This is a genomic window from Nocardia wallacei (genome assembly GCF_029868745.1).
Taxonomy (GTDB): domain Bacteria; phylum Actinomycetota; class Actinomycetes; order Mycobacteriales; family Mycobacteriaceae; genus Nocardia; species Nocardia wallacei_B.
In genome coordinates this window covers 1-18810 of the sequence record NZ_JARWOP010000349.1, presented here as the reverse complement: position 1 = coordinate 18810, position 18810 = coordinate 1, and the positions used below count along the sequence as shown (strand labels likewise).

Below are 18810 nucleotides of genomic sequence, written 5' to 3'. Positions count from 1 at the left end.
CCGCGGCGGGGGCGCCCGCGCCCCCCGCCACACCCGAAGGATCCAACGCGTGAGCGAATCCGAACAGCTCGAAACCGGCTCGGCCCCCACCCCGCCCGCGATTTCCGATGCCGATTCCGGCGCGACGCCGGTGCTGCCCGCGCACATCGCGTCCGATACCGAGACCATCGTGCACGTCATGCGGCACGGCGAGGTGCACAACCCGAAGGGCATTCTGTACGGACGGCTGCCCGGGTTCAGTCTGTCGGTCGCGGGCCGTTCGCAGGCCACCGCCGTGGCGCGATCGCTGGCCGATCACGACATCTCCCTGGTGGTGGCCTCGCCGTTGCAACGCGCGCAGGAGACCGCCGAGCCGATCGCGGTCCAGCACGGCGTCGTCGTGCGCACCGACGACAACCTGATCGAGGCGGGCAACACCTTCGAGGGCCTGCGCGTCTCGGTCGGCGACGGCGCGCTGCGCAAGCCGCGGCACTGGTGGAAGCTGCGCGACCCGTTCACCCCGTCGTGGGGCGAGCCGTATCTGCAGATCGCGCATCGCATGCTGGCCGCGGTGAACAAGGCGCGGGTGGAGGCGGCGGGCCACGAGGCGGTGCTGGTGTCGCATCAGCTGCCGGTGTGGACACTGCGGCGATTCCTCGAGGGCAAGCGGCTGTGGCACGATCCGCGGCAGCGGCAGTGCTCGCTGGCCTCCGTGACTTCGCTTGTGTACCAGGGCGATACGCTCATCGACATCGTCTACTCCGAGCCCGCCGGGGAGTCGGATCCGCGGGTGACCGGGGCGTGAGCGGTCGGTGGCGGTCGGTGGGAGCCGTGCTGGTCGCGGGCGTGGCGCTGTTGGCCGCGCTGTCCGGCTGCTCGACCGGCACCGACGCGGTCGCCAGCGGCGGCACCTTCGACTTCGTCTCGCCGGGCGGCAAGACCGACATCTTCTACGACCCGCCCGCGGCCCGCGGCACCATCGGCAAGCTGTCCGGGCCGGATCTGCTGCACCCCGGCAAAACCATCTCGGTGGCCGACTTCCCGAATCAGGTTGTGGTACTGAACCTCTGGGGACAGTGGTGTGGCCCGTGCCGTGCGGAGGCGCCGGCGTTGGAGCAGGTCTACGAGCAGTCGAAGGCGAAGGGCGTGGCGTTTCTCGGCATCAACGTGCGTGATCCGCAGCGCGACAAGGCGCAGGATTTCGTCACCGATTTCCACGTCGGCTATCCCTCGGTCTACGACCCCGAGATGCGCACCCTGCTCGCCCTCGGGGGCAAGTTCCCCACCAGCGTCATCCCCACCACGCTGGTCCTCGACCGGCAGCACCGGGTAGCCGCGGTCTTCCTGCGTTCGCTGCTCGCCGAGGACCTGCAACCGGTCGTCGACCGCATCGCCGCGGAGGGCGCACAGTGAGATCGGGCGCCAGTGCGACGCAGGGGTGGGCGCGATGAGTGTGTATGCGGCGGTGGGGGATTCGTTCCAGCAGACCGCGGCGTCCGGGCCGCTGCTCCTCGCGCTCGGGGCGTGCATGCTGGCCGGCCTGGTGTCGTTCGCGTCGCCGTGCGTGGTGCCGCTGGTACCCGGGTATCTGTCCTACCTCGCCGGGCTGGTGGGGGCCGAGGCGCCGCCGGTGACGGTGGCCGAGGCGAGCGGTGACCGGGCCGCGCTGGTCACGAAGTCCGGACGGATGCGGGTCGCGGGCGCGGCGGGACTGTTCGTGGCCGGGTTCACGGTCGTGTTCGTCCTGGCGTCGGCGACCGTGTTCGGGCTGATTCAGACCTTGAACGTCAATCGTGAACTGCTGCAACGCCTCGGCGGCGTCGTGACGATCGTGATGGGCCTGGTGTTCCTGGGCCTGATCCCGGCGCTACAGCGCGACACCCGGATGCATCCGCGGCGATTGACCGGCGTCGTCGGCGCGCCGCTGCTGGGTGCGGTGTTCGCGCTGGGCTGGACGCCGTGCCTGGGACCGACGCTGTCCGGCGTGATGGCCGTGTCCGCGGGGACCGAGGGCGCCACCGCCGTTCGGGGCGTGGTGCTGATCGTCGCGTACTGCCTGGGCCTCGGGTTGCCGTTCGTGATCCTGGCGTTCGGGTCGGCCAGTGCGCTGCGCGGGGTCGGGTGGTTGCGCCGCAATTCGCGCACTATTCAGGTGATCGGGGGGATCCTGCTCGTCGCCGTCGGTATCGCGCTGGTCACCGGTTTGTGGGACCAGTTCGTCGGGTGGGTTCGCAATGTATTCGTCTCCCAGGTGACTCTGCCGATCTGACATGACTGCAACGATTTCCCCCGCCCCCGCCGCGGCCCGCCCGCCCCGCCAGTCCCTGCCGCGCCGCGCCTTCGCACTGCTGCGCAACACCTGGCGCGGACTCACCAGCATGCGCACCGCGCTGATGCTGCTCTTCCTGCTGGCGCTGGCGGCCATCCCCGGCGCCCTACTGCCGCAACGCAACCTGAATACGCAGAAGGTCGACAAGTACATCGCGGACCGGTCCACCCTCGGTCCGTGGATGGACCGGTTACAGCTGTTCGACGTGTTCTCCAGCTTCTGGTTCACCGCGGTCTACGTGCTGCTGTTCGTCTCGCTGGTCGGCTGCATCGTGCCGCGAGTGTTCGACCACTACAAGGCCTGGCGCACCCCGCCGGTGCGCGCCCCGCGCAACCTCACCCGCCTGCCCCACCACTACTCGACCACCACGACGGACTCCGCCGAGGATGTGATCACCAAGGCCCGCACGGAACTTCGCGGCTGGCGGGTTGTCGAGCGTCGTGTGCAGCGGGAGGGGCGCGACGAAGCAACTCTCGCTCCTGACGTTGCCCGCACGCCCGGCGAGGAAGTGTTCTTCTCTCCTGACATTGCCCGGCGCTCCACCGACGAAGTAACCCTTTCCGCGGAGAAGGGCTACTTCCGCGAACTCGGCAATATCGTCTTCCACCTGGCATTGGTCGGGTTGTTGGTGGCGATCGCGGCCGGGCGGTTGTTCGGGTACGAGGGCAGCGTCATCGTGGTCGCCGACAACGGTCCCGGCTTCTGCACCACCTCGACCGCGGCGTTCGACTCCTTCCGCGCCGGGCGGGTCAACGACGGCACGGGGCTGGCGCCGATGTGTGTGCGGGTCAAGGACTTCCGGGCCGACTACCTGCCCAACGGCCAGGCCGAGATGTTCACCGCCGACATCTCCTACCAGGCCGGGGCCGACCTTGCGAGTGACACCTGGCGCGACACCACGATCCAGGTGAACCACCCGCTGCGCGTCTCCGGCGACCGGGTGTACCTGCAGGGCCACGGGTACGCGCCCACCTTCACCGTCACCTATCCCGACGGTCGGACGCGCACCGAGACCACGCAGTGGCGACCCGACGACGGCACGACCTTCCTCTCCAGCGGCGTCATGCGGTTCGATCCGCCCGGCGGCATGTTCGGCAGCGAGCAGGAGCGACGCAAGCACCAGATCGCGATCGAGGGCCTGTTCGCGCCGACCGCCCTGCTCCACGGCAACCTGCTGACCTCGTCGTATCCCGCGCTGACCGATCCCGCGGTCGCCATCGACATCTACCGCGGCGAGACCGGCCTCGACACCGGCCGCGCGCAGTCGCTGTTCGCGCTGGATTCGGAGATGATCAAGCAGGGCCGATTGACCAAGGAGCAGCGGGTCAATCTGCGGCCCGGCGAATCGGCCACCCTCCCCGACGGCACCAAGGTGACCTTCGACGGCGCGAAGCAGTACGCGAATCTCCAGGTCTCGCACGATCCCGCGCAGGGCTGGGTGCTGGCGTGCGCGCTGACCATGATGGCCGGACTGCTGGTGTCGCTGCTGGTGAAGCGCCGCCGGATCTGGTTGCGCGCCTACCCCGGCGACCGTCCCGATGGTGAACGACGTACCGTAGTAGAGATGGGCGGTCTGGCCCGCACCGACCAGGCGGGTTGGGGCGGCGAATTCGACCGTCTGCGAGCACGGCTGCTGGACAGCACCCCGGAGACTCCCACCGCGCGGACCGAGAGCACGAGAGAGTGACCATGACGATCGACGAAACTCTCGCCGGATACAGCAATCTCGCCTTCAAGACGGCGTGGGTCATCTACGTCCTGGTGCTCGCGATGCTGATCGTGCAGTACGCCTCGGCGCGCAGTCGCGTCACCGAGCGGGAACTCGTGAGCGTCGGCGGGGCGGGCGCGGCCGACATCCCCGCCGGGGACGGCCCGGTGCCCGGCCGAGTCGAGGCATCGCCCGGTCGTCCCCTGCCGGAGCGGCTCGGCAATATGGCGTTCGCGGTGCTGTTCGTGGCGATCGGCCTGCATCTCGTGTCGATCGTGTTGCGCGGCTTCGCGACTCACCGCTTCCCGCTGGGGAACATGTACGAATTCATCACGATGGCCACCGCCGCGGCCGCGGTGACGGGCGTGGTGTTCATGCACGAGCGGCGCTACCGCTCGATGTGGGTCTTCCTGCTGGCGCCGGTCCTGATCCTGATGTTCCTGGCCGGGCAGGTGCTGTATGCCGAAGCGGCCCCGGTGGTTCCGGCGCTGAAGTCGTACTGGCTGCCCATCCACGTGACGATCGTCAGCATCGGCAGCGGCATCTTCATGCTGTCGGGCGTGGCGAGCCTGCTGTTCCTCCTGCGGCTGCGCGAGCCCGAAGGCCAGGAGTCGAACAACATCATCGGCGCCCTGTCCCGCCGCCTCCCCGACGCCCGCGCCCTCGACCGCCTAGCCTACAAAACCACCATCGTCGGCTTCCCCTTGTTCGGCGCCGGCGTCATCCTCGGCGCCATCTGGGCCGAATCCGCCTGGGGCCGCTTCTGGGGCTGGGACCCCAAGGAAACAGTCTCCTTCATAGCCTGGGTCGTCTACGCCGCCTACCTCCACGCCCGAGCCACCTCAGGCTGGCGAGACACCAAAGCCGCCTGGATCAACGTAGCCGGCTTCGTAGCCATGCTCTTCAACCTGTTCATCATCAATATCGTGGTGAGTGGATTACACAGCTACGCCGGGTTGAACTGAAGTTATTTACCTAGGGATTCTGACGGTGCCTGAGAAGGCAGTTCCGGAATAGTGCAGGGTGATGCGGGCACGTCCGGCGTGCCACCGGGCGGCATACACTGTGGTCATGAGTACCACTCACGAGGAGCTGGTCCGGCTGGCTGAGGCTGTGCCCGATGATCAGGTGCCGGCCGCGGCGGCGCTGTTGCGTCAGTTGGTGCGGAAGTCCGGGAGGCGCACGTTCCGTAGTGAGGGTCTCGCGTCGGCCGAACCCGATCTGGGGGAGCGAGCCAAGGAGATCGTCCGAGAGGAACTCGACCGGGATACGTCCGAGTGATCGTTGTCGATACGGGGCCGATCGTCGCTCTGGTCAATAACCCGAGGTACGGGAGCTGGCCGACAAGTACTCCGATCTGCCGCTCGGTACGGTGGATGCGTCCGTGACCGCCGTGGCGACGCTGGACCGCAAGCACTTCTCGATCGTGCGGTCCAAGGCTGGTCAGCTGTTGCTGGTGCCGTAGCCCAACCGTGGTGAGTGGGTTGCACAGCTACGCCGGGTTGAACTAGAGCCATTTGGATGGGGATGGGATGGGTGGTGTGTGGCCCGCTGATTGGGATGATCTGGCGCGGGGGGTCGGGTGTGGGATGTGCGATTCCGAGCGGGGGGATTCGGATGAGTATGGGATCACTATTTATCGGAGTCCGAATGTTGATGCGGCCTTGCAGCGGGCTGATATTCAGCGGGGGTACACCGTGGTGATCTGGCGGGGGCGGCATGTGAACGAGCCGTATGAGTTGTCGGACTCGGAATCGGGGGAGTACTGGCGGGGAGTCATGGTTGTCGCCGGTGCTTTGGCTAGGCACTATCGTCCGTTGAAGATGAACTATGAGACGTTGGGGAACACTCTTCCGCATCTCCATACCCATCTTCTGCCACGCTATCGGGACAATGATCCGAGGCCGGGGCTGCCGTTTCCGCTGGTGCCCCAGGAAGTGGGCGAATCGAGAATCCCCGAGGACAGGCTGCGGGCCGATGCCGAGGCGCTTCGCCGGGAACTCGGGTTCTAGGCGTTATTCCTGGGGGTCTATGCGGAAGACGGGGCAGCGGGGGGCGGCTGCGGCGAAGGAATCGGGGTCGGGGGAGGGTACTACGCCGGTTTTGACGAAGAATTGGACGCCGTGGGGGACCTCGCGGGGGAAGGCTCGCAGGATCGGGGCGCGGTCTTCCACAGGGAGTTCGGTGAGGGTGACTCGTTGGCGGCGGCGGCCTTTGGCCAGTTCGCCCCAGCCCGCGGCGCGGGCGTTCTTCACCCAGTCCGCGTGTTCGAAACCGCCGACGACGTAAGTGTTCCCGTCCACGGTCAAGGGAGAGACCGGGGTGGTGCGCAGTTCGCCGGACTTGCGGCCCGGGACCGAGAGGACGTGCATGGTGCCGAGGGCCAAGCCTGCTCGCTGTAGCGCGACGATCACCTTGTTGAACGGCTTGAGGCGGCGGCGCATCCGGTCGATGTCGGTCTTGCTCATGATTTTTTCTCCTCTTGTGCTGGGCCGGAAGGGATTTCGGGTTCCGGCCATGCGACGTGGCCGTGTTCGATGTCGGCGGCGGTCTGCCGCAGCCAGTCGATTTCGCAGTCGCGCATGCGCTGGAGATATTCGGTCTCCAGCAGCACCACGCGTGGCAGATCCGGTGCGGCGGTGGCGAGTTCACGCGCCGCCCGCTCCGACTCGGCGGCCAGCTGATCGGCACGTCGGCGCAGCAATGCCGCCGCCTCGGCCGGGGTCAGCACCGCGAGATGTGCCAGTCCGGCGACGAAGCGGGGAAATTCGTTGATCGGCTCGCCGACGAACTCGGAGATCAACTCGCGCAGTGTTTTTCGGCCCGCCTCGGTGATGGCGTAGACCGTCCGCTCGGGGCGGGACCCGGCCCGCGACGTCTCCGTCGGAGTCAGCAGTCCGGCTCGCTCCAGCCGGGCGATGGTGTCGTAGAGCGAGCCGCCGCGCATCTTCACCGTCTCCGCGATGTGCCGCTCGCGCAGCGTCACCTTCATGTCGTACGGGTGACGGGCCTTTTCCGCGAGCAGCGTCAGCACCGCTACGGTCAGTGGGGAACTCACGGCACGCAGTGGTCGCTCCATGCGGCCTCCGTATAGTCGAACTCGTTTAGTCGAGTTCGACTATACGTCACAGAGGCCAGCAGGACCAGGCACGTCCGTAGAATTCGGTGTCATGGGGTCGGCGGGATACGTGTGGTACGCCGCGTACGGGTCGAACCTGTTCGCGCGGCGGCTGGACTATTACCGCCGAGGCGGGAATCCGCCGGGGACCCCGCGCACGTACCCCGGTTTCCGGGATCCGACGCCGCCGCGAGCGAGCCGCCCACTGACGCTGCCGGGCACGATCTACTTCGCCTGGGAGAGCCCGGTCTGGACCGGCGGCGTCGCCTTCTACGCCGCCCGGCCCGAGGCGGACTGGCCCGCGGGTGCGGCCGCACGCGGGTATCTGCTGACCTTCCAGCAGTTCGAAGACCTACTGGCACAAGAGATGTACCGGATGCCGGGAACCGGCCCCGGCCTCGATCTCGCCGAGTTGACCCGCGACGGCATCACCCGGCTGGGTGACGGCCGCTACGAAACCTTGCTGCACGTAACGGTTTTGGACGGATTTCCGGTGCTGACCTTCACCTCGCCCTGGCAGCCGGAGACGGTCCGATTGAACAAACCGTCTCCGCGCTACCTCGCCATGCTGGCCGCGGGCCTCCGGGAATCCCACGGCTGGACCTCGGCCGAGATACTCACCTACCTCGCCGAACTCCCTGGCGTCCAAGGCTTCTGGCCTCGCGACGATCTATACACAGCTATCCGCAACTACTGACTCACCTCGAGGACGATCTTGCCCCGGGAGCGGCCCTTCTTGCTGTGCTCGAGGGCTCGGGCCGCCTCGGCCAGCGGCAGGACGGTGTCGACCGGGACGGTGAGTTTGCCCGCCTCGGCGAGGTCGGCGAGGGTCGTCAGTTCGGTGGCGGAGGGGCGGACCCAGACCACGTGCCCACCCTTCTCGCCCACGGTGCCATCGGCGACCGAAGCGATGCGGGAGCGGTCGTGCAGGAGGTCCTGGGACACGTCGATCACGCCGCTCCCGGCGAAATCGACGGCCGCGTCGACGCCCTCGGAGGACAGTTCGCGGACCCGGTCGGCCAGGCCGTCGCCGTAGGTGACCGGTTCCGCGCCGAGGGACCGCAGGAAATCGTGGTTGCGCTCGCTGGCGGTGCCGATCACCCGGGCGCCGCGCGCGACGGCTATCTGCACGGCCAGCGAGCCGACGCCGCCGGACGCCGCGTGCACCAGGACGGTCTCGCCCGGCGACAATCCCACGCGTTCGAGCGACCGATACGCGGTGAGCCCCGCGAGCGGGAGTCCCGCGGCCTCCTGCCAGGTCAGCGCGGCCGGTTTGCGCGCCAGTGTCCGGACCGGCGCGGCCACCAGTTCGGCATAGGTGCCGTGCTGGACCTCGTCGCGGCGGACATAACCCATCACCTCGTCGCCGACCTGATACTCCGGCACGTCCGCGCCGAGCTGCTCGACCACACCGGCGACGTCCCATCCCGGGATCAGCGGGAAATGGGCATACATCATCGGATCCAGATATCCGGCGAGGACCTTCCAGTCGACCGGATTGACCCCGGCCGCCTTGACCCGAATCAGCACCTGATCCGGCCCCACCTTGGGAGCTGGAAGTTCGCCGAGCGTCAGAACATCGGGATCACCGTAGCTGTTCGCAAAGATCGCTTCCATATCCGCAGCCTACGCCGCAAGGTAGCTACGCCCAGGTCACGTAGCTGCGCCAGGCAATGGATCGGTGGGTAGCCGGCGGTGAGCGGGATGAAATTCGGTGGATCGTGAGTGCGGGTGGTCGATAGCGTCCCGGGACATGGCGTATGAGAATCCGCTGGCCTACGTACTGGGGTTGGAAGGGCTCGCGTTGTTGCGGGCGTTCGCGGGGGAGTACGGGCGGGAGTTCACCGAGGCTCGGGTCGCGGAGGTTCGGCGGTTGCTCGCCGAGGGCGGACTCGGTGACGGTGTTGCGGTGGAATACGTGAATACCGTGGAGGGCTACGGGATTTGGGCCGAGAGCTACGACGGACCGAACCCCGCGTTCGGGTTCGACGAGCCGATGGTCCGCGAGCTGGCGGCAGGCCTCCCGCCGGGCGCCGCCCTCGACGCGGCGTGCGGTACGGGCCGGGTCGCGGCCGTGCTGGCCGAATGCGGGCACCGGGTGCTCGGCGTGGACAGCTCGCCGGAAATGCTCGACCGTGCCCGAAAGCGACTGCCGGACAGCGATTTCCGACTCGGTGATCTGGAACGACTGCCGGTCGCGGACGCCTCCGTCGACGTGCTGACCTGTTCGCTCGCGCTGTCGCACGTGCCGGATCCACTCCCGGTCATGCGCGAATTCTCCCGAGTTCTCCGGCCGGGCGGGCACGCGCTGATCGCCGACGTACACCCCGAACAGGTGGCCCGCACCCACCTGCCCACCGTGCGCCGCCCCGACGGCACGGCCGCCCGCCTGCGCTCCTATCCGCACCGCGTCGGCGACCAACTGCGCGCCGCCCTCGCCGCGGGCTTCACCGTCCAACGCTGCGAGGAGCCCGTAATGCCGCCGCCCCCAACCACTTCCGAGCCCAGTACCGGCCCGGGCCCCTGGGAAGTCTGGCCCTGGTCACTCGCCGCCCTGGTCCCGGAAGCGGCACGCGCCGCCGCGGCCGGAGTCCCGGCGGTGATCCTCTGGCAGCTCCGCAAAAACAAGCCCTGAGCACGGGGTCGATGCGCGGGACGCGTCATTCGACCGCCTGCCGGGACGGGAGGGTCGCGCAGGAGGCGTGCAGGGCGGCGCGGGCGGCCGCGACGACGGGGTGGGAACCGGTGCCGCGGCGGTAGGCGAGGCGGGTGCGGCGACGGGTCGACAGGGGGACGAGTGCGACACCGCTGGGGATATTCAGCGCACCCAGCTCCGGCACCAGCGCTACCCCCTGCCCGGCGGCGACCAGCGCGAGAACCGTGCCGAAATCATCGGCATGATGACGGATGTGCGGCGTGAAACCCGCTGCCTCGCAGGCACGTACGGTCATCAGGTGGCACAGCGTGCCGGGCATCCCGGCGATCCAGAGGGAATCGCGGTGCTCGGCAAGGGGTTCGGGGGCCGGGGCGGCCAGGTTGATCGTCTCCTCCAGGAAAGGTTCGGTGTCCAAACCGGTTTCGGGAGTGGTGGGCACGTAGTCGTACTCCTGGACCAGCGCGATATCGAGCGTCTCGGCCCGCAGCGCGGCGGGCGCGTTCACCGGATCCAGTTCGGACACGAGCAGTTCCAGGCCGGGATGGTCACGGCTCAGCGCGACGAGCGCCGGTGACAGGATCGTCCGCACGGCCGTCGGGAAGGCCCCGATGCGCAGCGTGCCCGTGAGTTCCGTGCGGCCGGTGGCGAGTTCGGCGGACGCCTGCTCCAGCACCGCGAGGATGGTCTCGGCGTGGTCGGCCAACCGGACCGCGGCGGGGGTGAGCCGGACGCTGCGCCCGGTCCGCTCGAGCAGCGGCACCCCGGCCTCCTTCTCGAGCGCCGCCAACTGTTGCGATATCGCCGACGGCGTGTAGGCGAGCGCCTGCGCGACGGCGGCGATGGTGCCGCGTTGGGCCAGCTCACGCAGCAGTCGCAGGCGTCGGACATCGAGCATAACTTCAGCTTAACCTTGCTTGCAGAAACGTGTAATGGACGTGAAGCGTGGTGGCGACGAGGCTGGGGGCATGACATTCACCGGCCTGTTCGTCCCGTTGATCACGCCGTTCACCGCCACCGGCGAACTGGCGGCCGAGGCACTGGAGGGACTGGCTCACGACGCGCTGGACGCGGGCGCATCCGGAATCGTCGCGCTGGGCACCACGGGTGAACCCGCGACCCTGACCGCCGACGAGCGCCGCCGCGTCGTCGACATCTGTGCCGCTGTGTGCAGGCAACGACAGGCGCCCCTGGTGGTGGGCACCGGATCGAATTCGACCGCCGACTCGACACACGCGCTGGCCGACCTGGCTCCGGGCGTCTCCGCCGTGCTGGCCGTCGTCCCGTACTACACCCGGCCCTCGGAAGCCGGTGTGGTGGAACACTTCCGGCGGTTGGCCGCCGCGAGCCCGGTGCCGGTGCTGATCTACAACATCCCGTACCGCACCGGCTGCCAACTCGGCGTCGACACGCTGTGCCGCCTGGCCGAACTCCCCGGCGTCGCCGGATTCAAGCACGCGGTCGGCGCGATCGACGCCACCACGATCGCATTCATGAGCCGCTGCCCCGCCGATGTGGCCGTGCTGATCGGGGACGATCTCTACGCCGCTCCGATGCTCGCGCTTGGCGCGGCCGGAGCCATCCTGGCCAGCGCCAATGTCGCGACGAGAGCGTATGTGGATATGACCGCCGCGTGGCGGGACGGCTCGGTCGAGCGCGCCCGGCACCTCGGCAATCTGCTGGCGCCGCTGGCGGAAGCCCTTTTCGCCGAACCCAATCCGGTGGTGATGAAGGGTGTGCTGGCCGCACAGGGCCGCATTCCGAGTCCGGCCGTGCGGCTGCCGCTGCTGCCGGCGTCCGACGCGGCCGTCGCCGCGGCCCTCGGCGCGCTGGAACTCGGTTACGCGCCGAGGGTGTGACTTACGCGCGACGAATGAGAATCAGCGATCGTTTCCAGGATCGCCGTCGTGATGTGGTCGAGAGATACGCCAGAGAAAATCAGGGTCGTCGTCCGGTCCGATGATTCGATTTCGTTGCGCCGGACCGGCACCGAGTCGCCGCGAACGCTCCGGCCCGAACGCCTTCCAGCACAGCACCGCGACAACTACGACCGCGATGAGTGCCAACAGGTACGCCACGTCACTCACCTCCTGTCATCGAGGGTAATCCGTGTCCGTACCTGCGGCACCGCAGACACCGGAAACTGGGTCAGACTCGGGTCGCCTCCGTGGTCAGCGACCTGAGCAGCTGCATCACCTCGGACTCGCGGAAACGGCGGTGTCCGCCGGGAGTGCGCAACGAGCCGAGCCGCCCGGCGTGCGCCCACCGGGTGACGGTCTTCGGGTCGACGTGGAACAGTGCCGCTACCTGGCCGGGGGTCAGGAGGGCCTCCTGGCCGTTGACGGAACCCAACGTGCGGCTCGCCGCGGTGATCGCAGTCATTCGCAAACCTTTCCGTAATCGACAGATCCCTCATCAGATAGCGACATCGTTGCACCAGACCCCCCACGTACTCGAATGATCTAACTTTGGTAAAGGGGAAGTAATAGACAAATCGGATATGCGTACGGCTTGGTTGCGGATCGTTCGGCGCCGTCCAGCGAATTCGCAGCGATTACGTGCGAACCGGACACGGGCGACTCGGTCGCGGGAACTCGTCGCCTAGGCTGGTCGCGTGAGTGACGCATCTCGACCGGACGGCGCCCCGGCCGATCCCGCTCCGGCCCCGGCGGGCCGGCGGCTGGCGCGCGATCTGGCGCTCTACACCCTGGCCCGGCTGGTGCTGGTCGCGGCCATCGCCGCCGTCATCGTGGTGCTGGCCCGGATTCTGACTGTGGACATCCCCTTGATCGTGGCGCTGTTGTTCGCGCTGATCGTCGCCATGCCGCTGTCGCTGGTGCTGTTCAAGCGGTTGCGGGCGCGGGTGAACGAGGACATCGCGGCCGTCGACGAGAAGCGGCGCACCGACAAGGCCGAGCTGCGCGCGCGCATGCGCGGCGAGCAGCAGTAGGCCGCACTCTCTCTCCGGCACCGGGTTCCGCTGTCGGCGAACGCCTTCCCCGAAGTGTCAATTTTGGTTGACGCGCCGCGAGCGTCAACGTAAATTGACGTTCATGAGTGAAGCAACAACGCTGGCGGCCGCCGCCGGCAGTCCGGACCCCAGGGTCGGGCTGCGCGCGGTGCTCGCGCTGCGTCGGCTGCTCGAACGGCTGGAGGCGATCCAGGTGGCCAATGCCCGCGAACAGGGCTGGTCCTGGCAGACGATCGCCGACGCGCTCGAGGTCAGCCGCCAGGCGGTCCATCAGAAGTACAACCGGAGAGGCGGTATCCGCTGATGTTCGAGAAGTTCGCCAAGCCGGCCCGGCACGCGGTCGTGGTGGCACAGGAGGAGGCGCGTGAATTGCGCTCTCCGAGTATCGATGTGGAGCATGTGCTGCTGGGGCTCGCCGCGGCGCCCGATCCGGGGCTGCGAAAGGTGCTGTCCGACAACGGCATCACCGCCGACGGCCTGCGGGAGGAGTTGCGGCGCGACCACGGGGAGGACGAGTCCGGCCCCGCGGGCGAGCCGCTCGGCGAGGAGGACGCCGCCGCGCTGCGCTCCATCGGCATCGATCTCGAGGCCGTCCGGGAGAGCCTGGAGGCCACCTTCGGCGAGGACGCGCTGGAGCGGGCGATACCCGCCGAGGAACAACCGCGCCGCAGCCGGTTCCGGCTCGGCGGCAGCATGACCTTCGGCCACATCCCGTTCACCCGGGACGCCAAGAAGGTGCTGGAACTCTCGTTGCGCGAGACGATTTCGGGCGGCGCCGACCGGATCGAGGCGGGCCACGTCCTGCTCGGCCTGCTGCGCACGCCCAACGATCGGACCCGCGAACTGCTCGGCGGGGAGAACGGCATTCGCGCCCTGCGGCAGGCGGTCCACGAATTGCTGGAGCGGGCGGCCTGACGACATGCCCGGTCGCGACGTGGTCGCTACGCCCGGTGCTCGGGCGTGGCGACCATTAGCATGTCGCCATGGTCCTCTTGCTACGCCTGATCATCAACGCGGTCGCGATCTGGCTCGCCGCCGCCTGGGTCGGCGATATCGACCTGGTCAGCCCGGCCGACCAGGGCACCGGCGCGAAGATCGTGGTGGTGCTCGCCGTCGCGATCGTCTTCGGTCTGGTGAACGCCCTGGTCAAGCCGATTGTGAAGCTGCTGTCGCTGCCACTGGTGATCGTCTCGCTGGGCCTGTTCCTGCTGGTGATCAACGCCCTGATGCTGTGGTTGACCGCGAAGATCACCGAGACCACCGACTACGGCCTGCGCGTGCACGGTTTCTGGGCGGCGGTGATCGGCGCGGTCGTCATCACCCTGGTCAACTGGATCCTCGGGATCCTGGTGCCGGACAAGGACTAGCGGCCCGGCCGGGATCAGCCGATCCCGAGCGCGAGCGCGGTCAGCACCGACCAGGCCAGCATCGCCAGCCCGGTGTCCCGCAGCGACGGGATCAGGCCCGGGCCGTTCGCCCCGCCGCGCACCGGTGCGTTGGAGCGCACGGCGAGTGGCGCCGCGAGCAGCCCGGCCAGCGCCCACGGGGTGCGGGCCACCAGCAGCAGCGACGCTACGAACGGCAGCACCAGCAATACCTGGTGCAGGGTGCGTGTCCGGGTGTCGCCGAGGCGCACGGCCAGCGTGGTCTTGCCGGTCTGCGAGTCGGTCGGGATGTCGCGCAGATTATTGGTGACCAGCACCGCGCTGGAGAACGCGCCGACCGCCACCGCGCCGACCAGCCCCGCCCAGTCGACCTGCTCGGCCTGCACGAACTCCGTGCCCAGCACCGCGATCAGGCCGAAGAACACGAATACCGCGATCTCGCCGAAACCGCTGTAGCCGTAGGGTTTCGCGCCGCCGGTGTAGAACCACGCCCCGGCCAGGCAGGCCGCGCCCACCAGCAGCAGCCACCAGGCCGTGGTGGCCACCAGCACCAGGCCGACGACGGCGGCGACCGACAGACTCGCGATCGCCGCGCCGCGCACCGCGGCGGGGCTCGCCACGCCGGAACCGACCAGGCGCAGCGGTCCGACCCGCTCGTCGTCGGTGCCGCGGATGCCGTCGGAGTAGTCGTTGGCGTAGTTCACGCCGATGATCAGGGCCAGCGACACCAGCAGGCTCAGCAGCGCCTTCCACCAGACCGCGCCGTCCAGCGAGGCGGCCGCGCCGGTGCCGACCAGGACCGGGGCGATCGCGTTGGGGAGGGTGCGCGGACGGGCGCCTTCGAGCCATTGTGCAGCACTTGCCATGAGCGAAGCCTAATGTGCGGTACGGACTCGGCAACCGCGCGCGGCCGGAGCGGCGTTCCGTCCGGGGCGGTGGATACTCGCCGCATATATCGGTAGCATTATGCCGATATATCGGATTGCTGGACCGGGGTGACGGACAATGGTGAGCATCGACCGCAGCGCCGCGTCCCCGAAATTCGTTCGACCGCTCACATACGATTGCGACGGCATGCTTCCTGATCACAACGGCTCCGCGGGCGCCGGGACGACGCACACCCGGTCCGACCCGGACCGGGACGCCGGTGTGCCCGCGCCGCCGGTCCGGGTGACACTGCTCGGAGAGACGGCCGTGCGGCGGACCGGCGAGCTCACCGCGATACCCGGAGCGCGAGCGCGGCTGCTGATCGCCGCGCTGGCCGTACACCCCGGCCGCAGCCGCAGCGCACAGGCCCTGATCGACGACGTCTGGGGCGATCAGCCACCCCGAGCGCCGATGAACGCGCTGCACACGCAGGTCTCCCGGCTGCGTTCGGCGCTACCGGACGGTGCGCTGGAGATCGGTCCGGCCGGATACCGGCTGTGCCTGACGGAGGACGAGGTGGACCTGGGCCGCGCCGGGCAGCTGGAACGCCACGCGCGCGACCTGCTGGACACCGGCGACGCACCCGGCTGCCTGGCGGCCGTGGCGCGCGCCCGAGCACTGTGGCGCGGCGAGCCGGGCTCGGACCTGCCCCAGGGACTCGTGGCCGACGAGGTGCGTGAGGTCGCGGCGGCGCGCTGGGCCGCGCTGGACTCGCTGGAGCTGAACGCGCGGGAGGAACTCGGCGATGTGCCCGGCGCCCTCGCCATCGCGCGGCGCAACGCCGCCGCCGAGCCGCTCGACGAGCCGGCGCACGCCACCCTGATGCGTCTGCTCGCCACCGACGGCCGAGCCAACGAGGCGCTGGAAGTCTTTGCCGCACTGCGCAAGCGGCTCGGTGAAGAACTCGGCGCCGACCCCGGGCCCGCCCTGATCGCGCTGAACATGGCGATCCTGCGCGGCGAGCCCTTACCGGGCGCTCCGACACCGCGGGCGCCCCGGCCGGGCGCGGAACTTACCGGCGTGCAACGGGTTTCGTCCGCGCAGCACGCGCTGAATCCGGTGCCCGGTGACGATACCGCGCAGCGAACGACGTTGTCGGCGATCGGCCTGCGGGCGGCCCCTAACCCGTTGCTCGGCCGCGCCGCCGATCTGGACACATTGGAGCGGCTGCTGGCCGAGTCCCGGGCGGTCACCGTGCTCGGCCCCGGCGGCACCGGAAAGACCCGTGTGGCCAACGAATTGGGTGGCCGGGTGGCCGCGGAGCAGGCCGTCACGCTGGTCGAACTGGCCTCGCTGCGCGCCGATCCGGACGGGCTCGCCGCGACCTGTACCGAGATCGAGGCCGCCATCGGCGCGACCCTGGGCATGAGCGAATACTCCCGCGAGACAAAGGTTTTGCGGCCGAACCAGACGATCGACGGCCACCGCCGGCTGCGGGAGGCGCTGTCGCTGCGGCCGACGCTGCTCATCCTCGACAACTGCGAACACCTGATCGACGCGGTCGCGGAGGTCGTCGCGGATCTGGTCGGCGCCTGCGATCGGCTGACCGTGCTGACCACCAGCCGCGCGCCCCTGGAGATCACCGCCGAGACCGTATATCCCTTGCCGCCCTTGGCCATCGACTCCCACGGTTCGCCGGCCACCGACCTGTTCATCGCCCGCGCCCGCGCGGTGCGGCCGTCCGTGCGGCTCGAACCCGAGACCGTCGCGCGGCTGTGCCGCACCCTCGACGGTCTGCCGCTGGCCATCGAATTGGCCGCGGCGCGCGTGCGCACCATGAGCGTCGAGGAGATCGAGGCGAAGCTCGAGCATCGGTTCGCGTTGCTGCGCAGCGGCGATCGCACCTCGCCGGAGCGGCACCGGACCCTGCACGCCGTGATCGAGTGGAGCTGGAATCTGCTCGAACCCGAACAGCAGGTGGCGTTGCGGCGGCTGTGCCGGTTCCCGGCCGGCTTCACCCTCACCGCGGCCGAAGCCGTCGTCGCCGGGCCCGATGTCGCCGATCCCGTGGGAGCGGTCGAGGGTCTGGTGAGTCAATCGCTGCTCGCCGTGCTGGCCGACGACGACGAGATCCCCACGCGCTACCGCATGCTGGAGACGGTCCGGGAATTCGGCGAGGAGCAACTGGCCGCGACCGGCGAGGCCGACCTCGTGATGGACCGGATGTGCGGGTGGGCAAGGGAATTCGCGCTCGACGCCGCCCGGCGGTATCCGACCGACGAGCAGGTCCGCGTGGTGCTGTCGGTCGCCGCGGAGCTGGACAATCTGGTCTCGATTCTGCGATTCGCGCTGGATCGGCGGGACGCGGCCACGGCCTACATGGTCTTCCCGCTCGCGGGCACGCTGTGGGTGATGCGCGGCGCCCATCTGGAGCTGATGACCTGGGCGCCGCGGACCCTGCCGGTGCCGCCCCCGGCCGGACCGCGGGGCCTCGCCGAGATCGATCTCGAGATGATGACCTACGCCCTGGCGGGGACGCATCTGCTGTTCGCCGAGGCGGGCCTGCGCGAGCTGGCGACCGTGCGGGTGCGGGTCCGGCGGCTGCTGCGCGCGGGCACCGGGCCGAGCCCCATGCTGCGGTACTTCGGCGAACTGATCTGCCTGGCGCCCGACGCGCGCGTGCTGGCCCGCAAGCTGGCCGAGGGCGGCCGGGACGCCGACTCGGGCGTGCGGACGCTGGCCCTGATGCTGCGTGCGAACCTGCGGGAGAACGGCAGCGACATGCACGGCTCGATCCAGGATGCGCAGCGAGTCCTGGAACTCACCGAATCCCAGGACGTCTGGGGAACCGCGATGGCCTGCCAGCATCTGGGGCAGATGGCGGCCCAGGCGGCGCACTACCAGCGCGCGGCGGACTACTACCGGCGCGGCGCGGACCTGCTCCAGCTGCTGCGCTGCTACGAGGAGGCCGTGGAGATCCGCAGCTATCTGGCGGTCTCGCTGATCGGCGCCGGGCAGCCGGCCCAGGCTCGCTCGGAGCTGACGTTCGCGCTCGGGGTCGTCGGCGACGGCCTGGATCCCGAGGCGCCGGTGGAACGTCCCAATCATCGCCGCGGCACGGTAATCGCCGGACTCGCGGAACTCGCACTGGCAGAAGGGGATACGGACCGCGGCCTGCGGATGTTCCGACGCGCGCTGGAGCTGTTCTCCTGGCCGATCATGGAGACGTCGCCCGGCCCCGGTGACATCATGGTCGCGTCGGCGGTGCTCGACGCGCACGTGCTGCACGACCGGTTGGACGAGGTGCCCACACTGGCCCGGCAGATCTACGAGACCGCCACGGTCCGGCTGGCGCAGTTCTACGACCTTCCGCAGCTCGGGGCTGTCGCCTGCGCCGTGGGTTCGTATCTGCTCGCCACGGACAGCGATCGCGAGAACGGCCTGCGGCTGCTGGCCCTGGGATCCAAGGTCGGCGGGCGGCAGGACCTGCCGTCCATGCGCTGGAACCGCCACTACAGCCTGCACGAACCCGTGGTCGGCGCGGACGCGCTGGAGTCGGCACAGCAGGCGGTGGCGAGCATGAACCGCCGGAAGGCCGCGGAGCGGGTCATGGGCCTGCTGCACGAGGTATCGGGCCGGCTGGGCGAATAGGTATGTCCGGGGGGGGGGGGGGGGGGGGGGGGGGGGGGGGGGGGGGGGGGGGGGGGGGGGGCGGGGGGGGGGGGGGGGGGGGGGGGGGGGGGGGGGGGGGGGGGGGGGGGGGGGGGCGGGCGCGCGGGGGGGGGGCGGGGGGGGGGGGG

General features: G+C 69.4%; 22 protein-coding genes. 15 read left to right on the top strand and 7 right to left on the bottom strand.

The window, feature by feature from the left end:
• Positions 1-178 precede the first annotated feature (178 nt).
• The 7 genes from QH470_RS32435 to QH470_RS38370 all read left to right on the top strand — a co-directional run bounded on the left by QH470_RS32435 (position 179) and on the right by QH470_RS38370 (position 6028).
• The gene (locus QH470_RS32435; protein WP_187689550.1) at positions 179-784 is read left to right on the top strand and encodes a histidine phosphatase family protein; all 606 of its coding nucleotides are present in this window, start codon (positions 179-181) and stop codon (positions 782-784) included.
• Complete coding sequence (locus tag QH470_RS32430) at positions 781-1392, top strand: TlpA disulfide reductase family protein (protein ID WP_280276194.1); 612 nt, start codon at positions 781-783, stop codon at positions 1390-1392. The genes QH470_RS32435 and QH470_RS32430 overlap by 4 nt, the downstream gene beginning before the upstream one ends.
• Before the next feature lie 34 nt (positions 1393-1426).
• Positions 1427-2248 carry a cytochrome c biogenesis CcdA family protein gene (locus QH470_RS32425; protein ID WP_280276193.1) on the top strand — a complete coding sequence of 274 codons (822 nt, stop codon included), beginning with the start codon at positions 1427-1429 and terminating at the stop codon, positions 2246-2248.
• Between the two features lies 1 nt (position 2249).
• Positions 2250-3995 (top strand): cytochrome c biogenesis protein ResB, encoded by a 1746-nt coding sequence (resB, locus tag QH470_RS32420; protein WP_280276192.1) that lies wholly within the window; start codon positions 2250-2252, stop codon positions 3993-3995.
• Positions 3996-3997: 2 nt separating this feature from the next.
• Positions 3998-4981 carry a c-type cytochrome biogenesis protein CcsB gene (gene ccsB / locus QH470_RS32415; RefSeq protein WP_280276191.1) on the top strand — a complete coding sequence of 328 codons (984 nt, stop codon included), beginning with the start codon at positions 3998-4000 and terminating at the stop codon, positions 4979-4981.
• Positions 4982-5087: 106 nt separating this feature from the next.
• Positions 5088-5297, top strand: a complete 210-nt coding sequence (locus QH470_RS32410) for a hypothetical protein (protein WP_280276190.1) — start codon at positions 5088-5090, stop codon at positions 5295-5297.
• A 251-nt stretch (positions 5298-5548) separates the two neighbouring features.
• Positions 5549-6028: an HIT family protein gene (locus tag QH470_RS38370; RefSeq protein WP_425302821.1), complete on the top strand. Its 480-nt coding sequence runs from the start codon at positions 5549-5551 to the stop codon at positions 6026-6028.
• A 3-nt stretch (positions 6029-6031) separates the two neighbouring features.
• Here QH470_RS38370 and QH470_RS32405 read toward each other — a convergent pair whose 3' ends face one another.
• Together QH470_RS32405 and QH470_RS32400 are read right to left on the bottom strand one after the other, a co-directional pair.
• Positions 6032-6484 carry a nitroreductase family deazaflavin-dependent oxidoreductase gene (locus QH470_RS32405; RefSeq protein WP_280276189.1) on the bottom strand — a complete coding sequence of 151 codons (453 nt, stop codon included), beginning with the start codon at positions 6482-6484 and terminating at the stop codon, positions 6032-6034.
• Positions 6481-7095 carry a PadR family transcriptional regulator gene (locus tag QH470_RS32400; protein ID WP_280276188.1) on the bottom strand — a complete coding sequence of 205 codons (615 nt, stop codon included), beginning with the start codon at positions 7093-7095 and terminating at the stop codon, positions 6481-6483. The genes QH470_RS32405 and QH470_RS32400 overlap by 4 nt, the downstream gene beginning before the upstream one ends.
• A 91-nt stretch (positions 7096-7186) precedes the next feature.
• Between QH470_RS32400 and QH470_RS32395 the strand changes: the two genes are divergently transcribed.
• Positions 7187-7831: a histone deacetylase gene (locus QH470_RS32395; protein ID WP_280276187.1), complete on the top strand. Its 645-nt coding sequence runs from the start codon at positions 7187-7189 to the stop codon at positions 7829-7831.
• Here the strand turns inward: QH470_RS32395 and QH470_RS32390 are convergent.
• Entirely contained in the window at positions 7825-8751 is a 927-nt protein-coding gene (locus QH470_RS32390) for an NADP-dependent oxidoreductase (RefSeq protein WP_280276186.1), read from the bottom strand. The genes QH470_RS32395 and QH470_RS32390 overlap by 7 nt on opposite strands.
• Before the next feature lie 136 nt (positions 8752-8887).
• Here QH470_RS32390 and QH470_RS32385 point away from each other — a divergent pair, with 136 nt between their 5' ends.
• Positions 8888-9769 carry a class I SAM-dependent methyltransferase gene (locus tag QH470_RS32385; protein ID WP_280276185.1) on the top strand — a complete coding sequence of 294 codons (882 nt, stop codon included), beginning with the start codon at positions 8888-8890 and terminating at the stop codon, positions 9767-9769.
• Positions 9770-9794: 25 nt separating this feature from the next.
• Here the strand turns inward: QH470_RS32385 and QH470_RS32380 are convergent, their stop codons facing one another.
• The gene (locus QH470_RS32380) at positions 9795-10685 is read right to left on the bottom strand and encodes a LysR family transcriptional regulator (RefSeq protein WP_280276184.1); all 891 of its coding nucleotides are present in this window, start codon (positions 10683-10685) and stop codon (positions 9795-9797) included.
• A gap of 70 nt (positions 10686-10755) precedes the next feature.
• Between QH470_RS32380 and dapA the strand changes: the two genes are divergently transcribed.
• Positions 10756-11646, top strand: coding sequence for a 4-hydroxy-tetrahydrodipicolinate synthase (dapA, locus tag QH470_RS32375; RefSeq protein ID WP_280276183.1), 891 nt, complete (start codon positions 10756-10758; stop codon positions 11644-11646).
• Between the two features lie 21 nt (positions 11647-11667).
• Here the strand turns inward: dapA and QH470_RS32370 are convergent, their stop codons facing one another.
• On the bottom strand, positions 11668-11865 hold the full coding sequence (locus tag QH470_RS32370; RefSeq protein WP_280276182.1) for a hypothetical protein: 198 nt from the start codon (positions 11863-11865) through the stop codon (positions 11668-11670).
• Between the two features lie 70 nt (positions 11866-11935).
• A complete protein-coding gene (locus QH470_RS32365) occupies positions 11936-12169 on the bottom strand; it encodes a BldC family transcriptional regulator (RefSeq protein ID WP_280276181.1) in 234 nt (77 codons plus the stop codon).
• Between the two features lie 232 nt (positions 12170-12401).
• Here QH470_RS32365 and QH470_RS32360 point away from each other — a divergent pair, with 232 nt between their 5' ends.
• From QH470_RS32360 to QH470_RS32345, 4 genes are all read left to right on the top strand, one after another.
• On the top strand, positions 12402-12737 hold the full coding sequence (locus tag QH470_RS32360) for a DUF4229 domain-containing protein (RefSeq protein ID WP_280276180.1): 336 nt from the start codon (positions 12402-12404) through the stop codon (positions 12735-12737).
• Between the two features lie 103 nt (positions 12738-12840).
• On the top strand, positions 12841-13062 hold the full coding sequence (locus QH470_RS32355; RefSeq protein WP_280276179.1) for a helix-turn-helix domain-containing protein: 222 nt from the start codon (positions 12841-12843) through the stop codon (positions 13060-13062).
• A complete protein-coding gene (locus QH470_RS32350) occupies positions 13062-13673 on the top strand; it encodes a Clp protease N-terminal domain-containing protein (RefSeq protein ID WP_280276178.1) in 612 nt (203 codons plus the stop codon). The genes QH470_RS32355 and QH470_RS32350 overlap by 1 nt, the downstream gene beginning before the upstream one ends.
• A gap of 68 nt (positions 13674-13741) precedes the next feature.
• Positions 13742-14125, top strand: coding sequence for a phage holin family protein (locus QH470_RS32345; RefSeq protein WP_280276177.1), 384 nt, complete (start codon positions 13742-13744; stop codon positions 14123-14125).
• Between the two features lie 14 nt (positions 14126-14139).
• Here the strand turns inward: QH470_RS32345 and QH470_RS32340 are convergent, their stop codons facing one another.
• Positions 14140-15009 carry a 1,4-dihydroxy-2-naphthoate polyprenyltransferase gene (locus QH470_RS32340; protein ID WP_280276176.1) on the bottom strand — a complete coding sequence of 290 codons (870 nt, stop codon included), beginning with the start codon at positions 15007-15009 and terminating at the stop codon, positions 14140-14142.
• Between the two features lie 208 nt (positions 15010-15217).
• Between QH470_RS32340 and QH470_RS32335 the strand changes: the two genes are divergently transcribed.
• Entirely contained in the window at positions 15218-18661 is a 3444-nt protein-coding gene (locus tag QH470_RS32335; protein ID WP_280276175.1) for an AfsR/SARP family transcriptional regulator, read from the top strand.
• The last annotated feature ends 149 nt before the right edge of the window (positions 18662-18810 follow it).

Excerpts from the sequence above, each read along its gene's own strand:
- QH470_RS32435 (WP_187689550.1), top strand. The coding sequence starts at position 179 with ATGCGGCACGGCGAGGTGCACAACCCGAAGGGCATTCTGTACGGACGG.
- QH470_RS32425 (WP_280276193.1), top strand. The coding sequence starts at position 1,427 with ATGAGTGTGTATGCGGCGGTGGGGGATTCGTTCCAGCAGACCGCGGCG.
- resB (WP_280276192.1), top strand. The coding sequence starts at position 2,250 with ATGACTGCAACGATTTCCCCCGCCCCCGCCGCGGCCCGCCCGCCCCGC.
- ccsB (WP_280276191.1), top strand. The coding sequence starts at position 3,998 with ATGACGATCGACGAAACTCTCGCCGGATACAGCAATCTCGCCTTCAAG.
- QH470_RS32410 (WP_280276190.1), top strand. The coding sequence starts at position 5,088 with ATGAGTACCACTCACGAGGAGCTGGTCCGGCTGGCTGAGGCTGTGCCC.
- QH470_RS38370 (WP_425302821.1), top strand. The coding sequence starts at position 5,549 with ATGGGTGGTGTGTGGCCCGCTGATTGGGATGATCTGGCGCGGGGGGTC.
- QH470_RS32405 (WP_280276189.1), bottom strand. The coding sequence starts at position 6,484 with ATGAGCAAGACCGACATCGACCGGATGCGCCGCCGCCTCAAGCCGTTC.
- QH470_RS32400 (WP_280276188.1), bottom strand. The coding sequence starts at position 7,095 with ATGGAGCGACCACTGCGTGCCGTGAGTTCCCCACTGACCGTAGCGGTG.
- QH470_RS32395 (WP_280276187.1), top strand. The coding sequence starts at position 7,187 with ATGGGGTCGGCGGGATACGTGTGGTACGCCGCGTACGGGTCGAACCTG.
- QH470_RS32390 (WP_280276186.1), bottom strand. The coding sequence starts at position 8,751 with ATGGAAGCGATCTTTGCGAACAGCTACGGTGATCCCGATGTTCTGACG.
- QH470_RS32385 (WP_280276185.1), top strand. The coding sequence starts at position 8,888 with ATGGCGTATGAGAATCCGCTGGCCTACGTACTGGGGTTGGAAGGGCTC.
- QH470_RS32380 (WP_280276184.1), bottom strand. The coding sequence starts at position 10,685 with ATGCTCGATGTCCGACGCCTGCGACTGCTGCGTGAGCTGGCCCAACGC.
- dapA (WP_280276183.1), top strand. The coding sequence starts at position 10,756 with ATGACATTCACCGGCCTGTTCGTCCCGTTGATCACGCCGTTCACCGCC.
- QH470_RS32365 (WP_280276181.1), bottom strand. The coding sequence starts at position 12,169 with ATGACTGCGATCACCGCGGCGAGCCGCACGTTGGGTTCCGTCAACGGC.
- QH470_RS32355 (WP_280276179.1), top strand. The coding sequence starts at position 12,841 with ATGAGTGAAGCAACAACGCTGGCGGCCGCCGCCGGCAGTCCGGACCCC.
- QH470_RS32350 (WP_280276178.1), top strand. The coding sequence starts at position 13,062 with ATGTTCGAGAAGTTCGCCAAGCCGGCCCGGCACGCGGTCGTGGTGGCA.
- QH470_RS32345 (WP_280276177.1), top strand. The coding sequence starts at position 13,742 with ATGGTCCTCTTGCTACGCCTGATCATCAACGCGGTCGCGATCTGGCTC.
- QH470_RS32340 (WP_280276176.1), bottom strand. The coding sequence starts at position 15,009 with ATGGCAAGTGCTGCACAATGGCTCGAAGGCGCCCGTCCGCGCACCCTC.
- QH470_RS32335 (WP_280276175.1), top strand. The coding sequence starts at position 15,218 with ATGCTTCCTGATCACAACGGCTCCGCGGGCGCCGGGACGACGCACACC.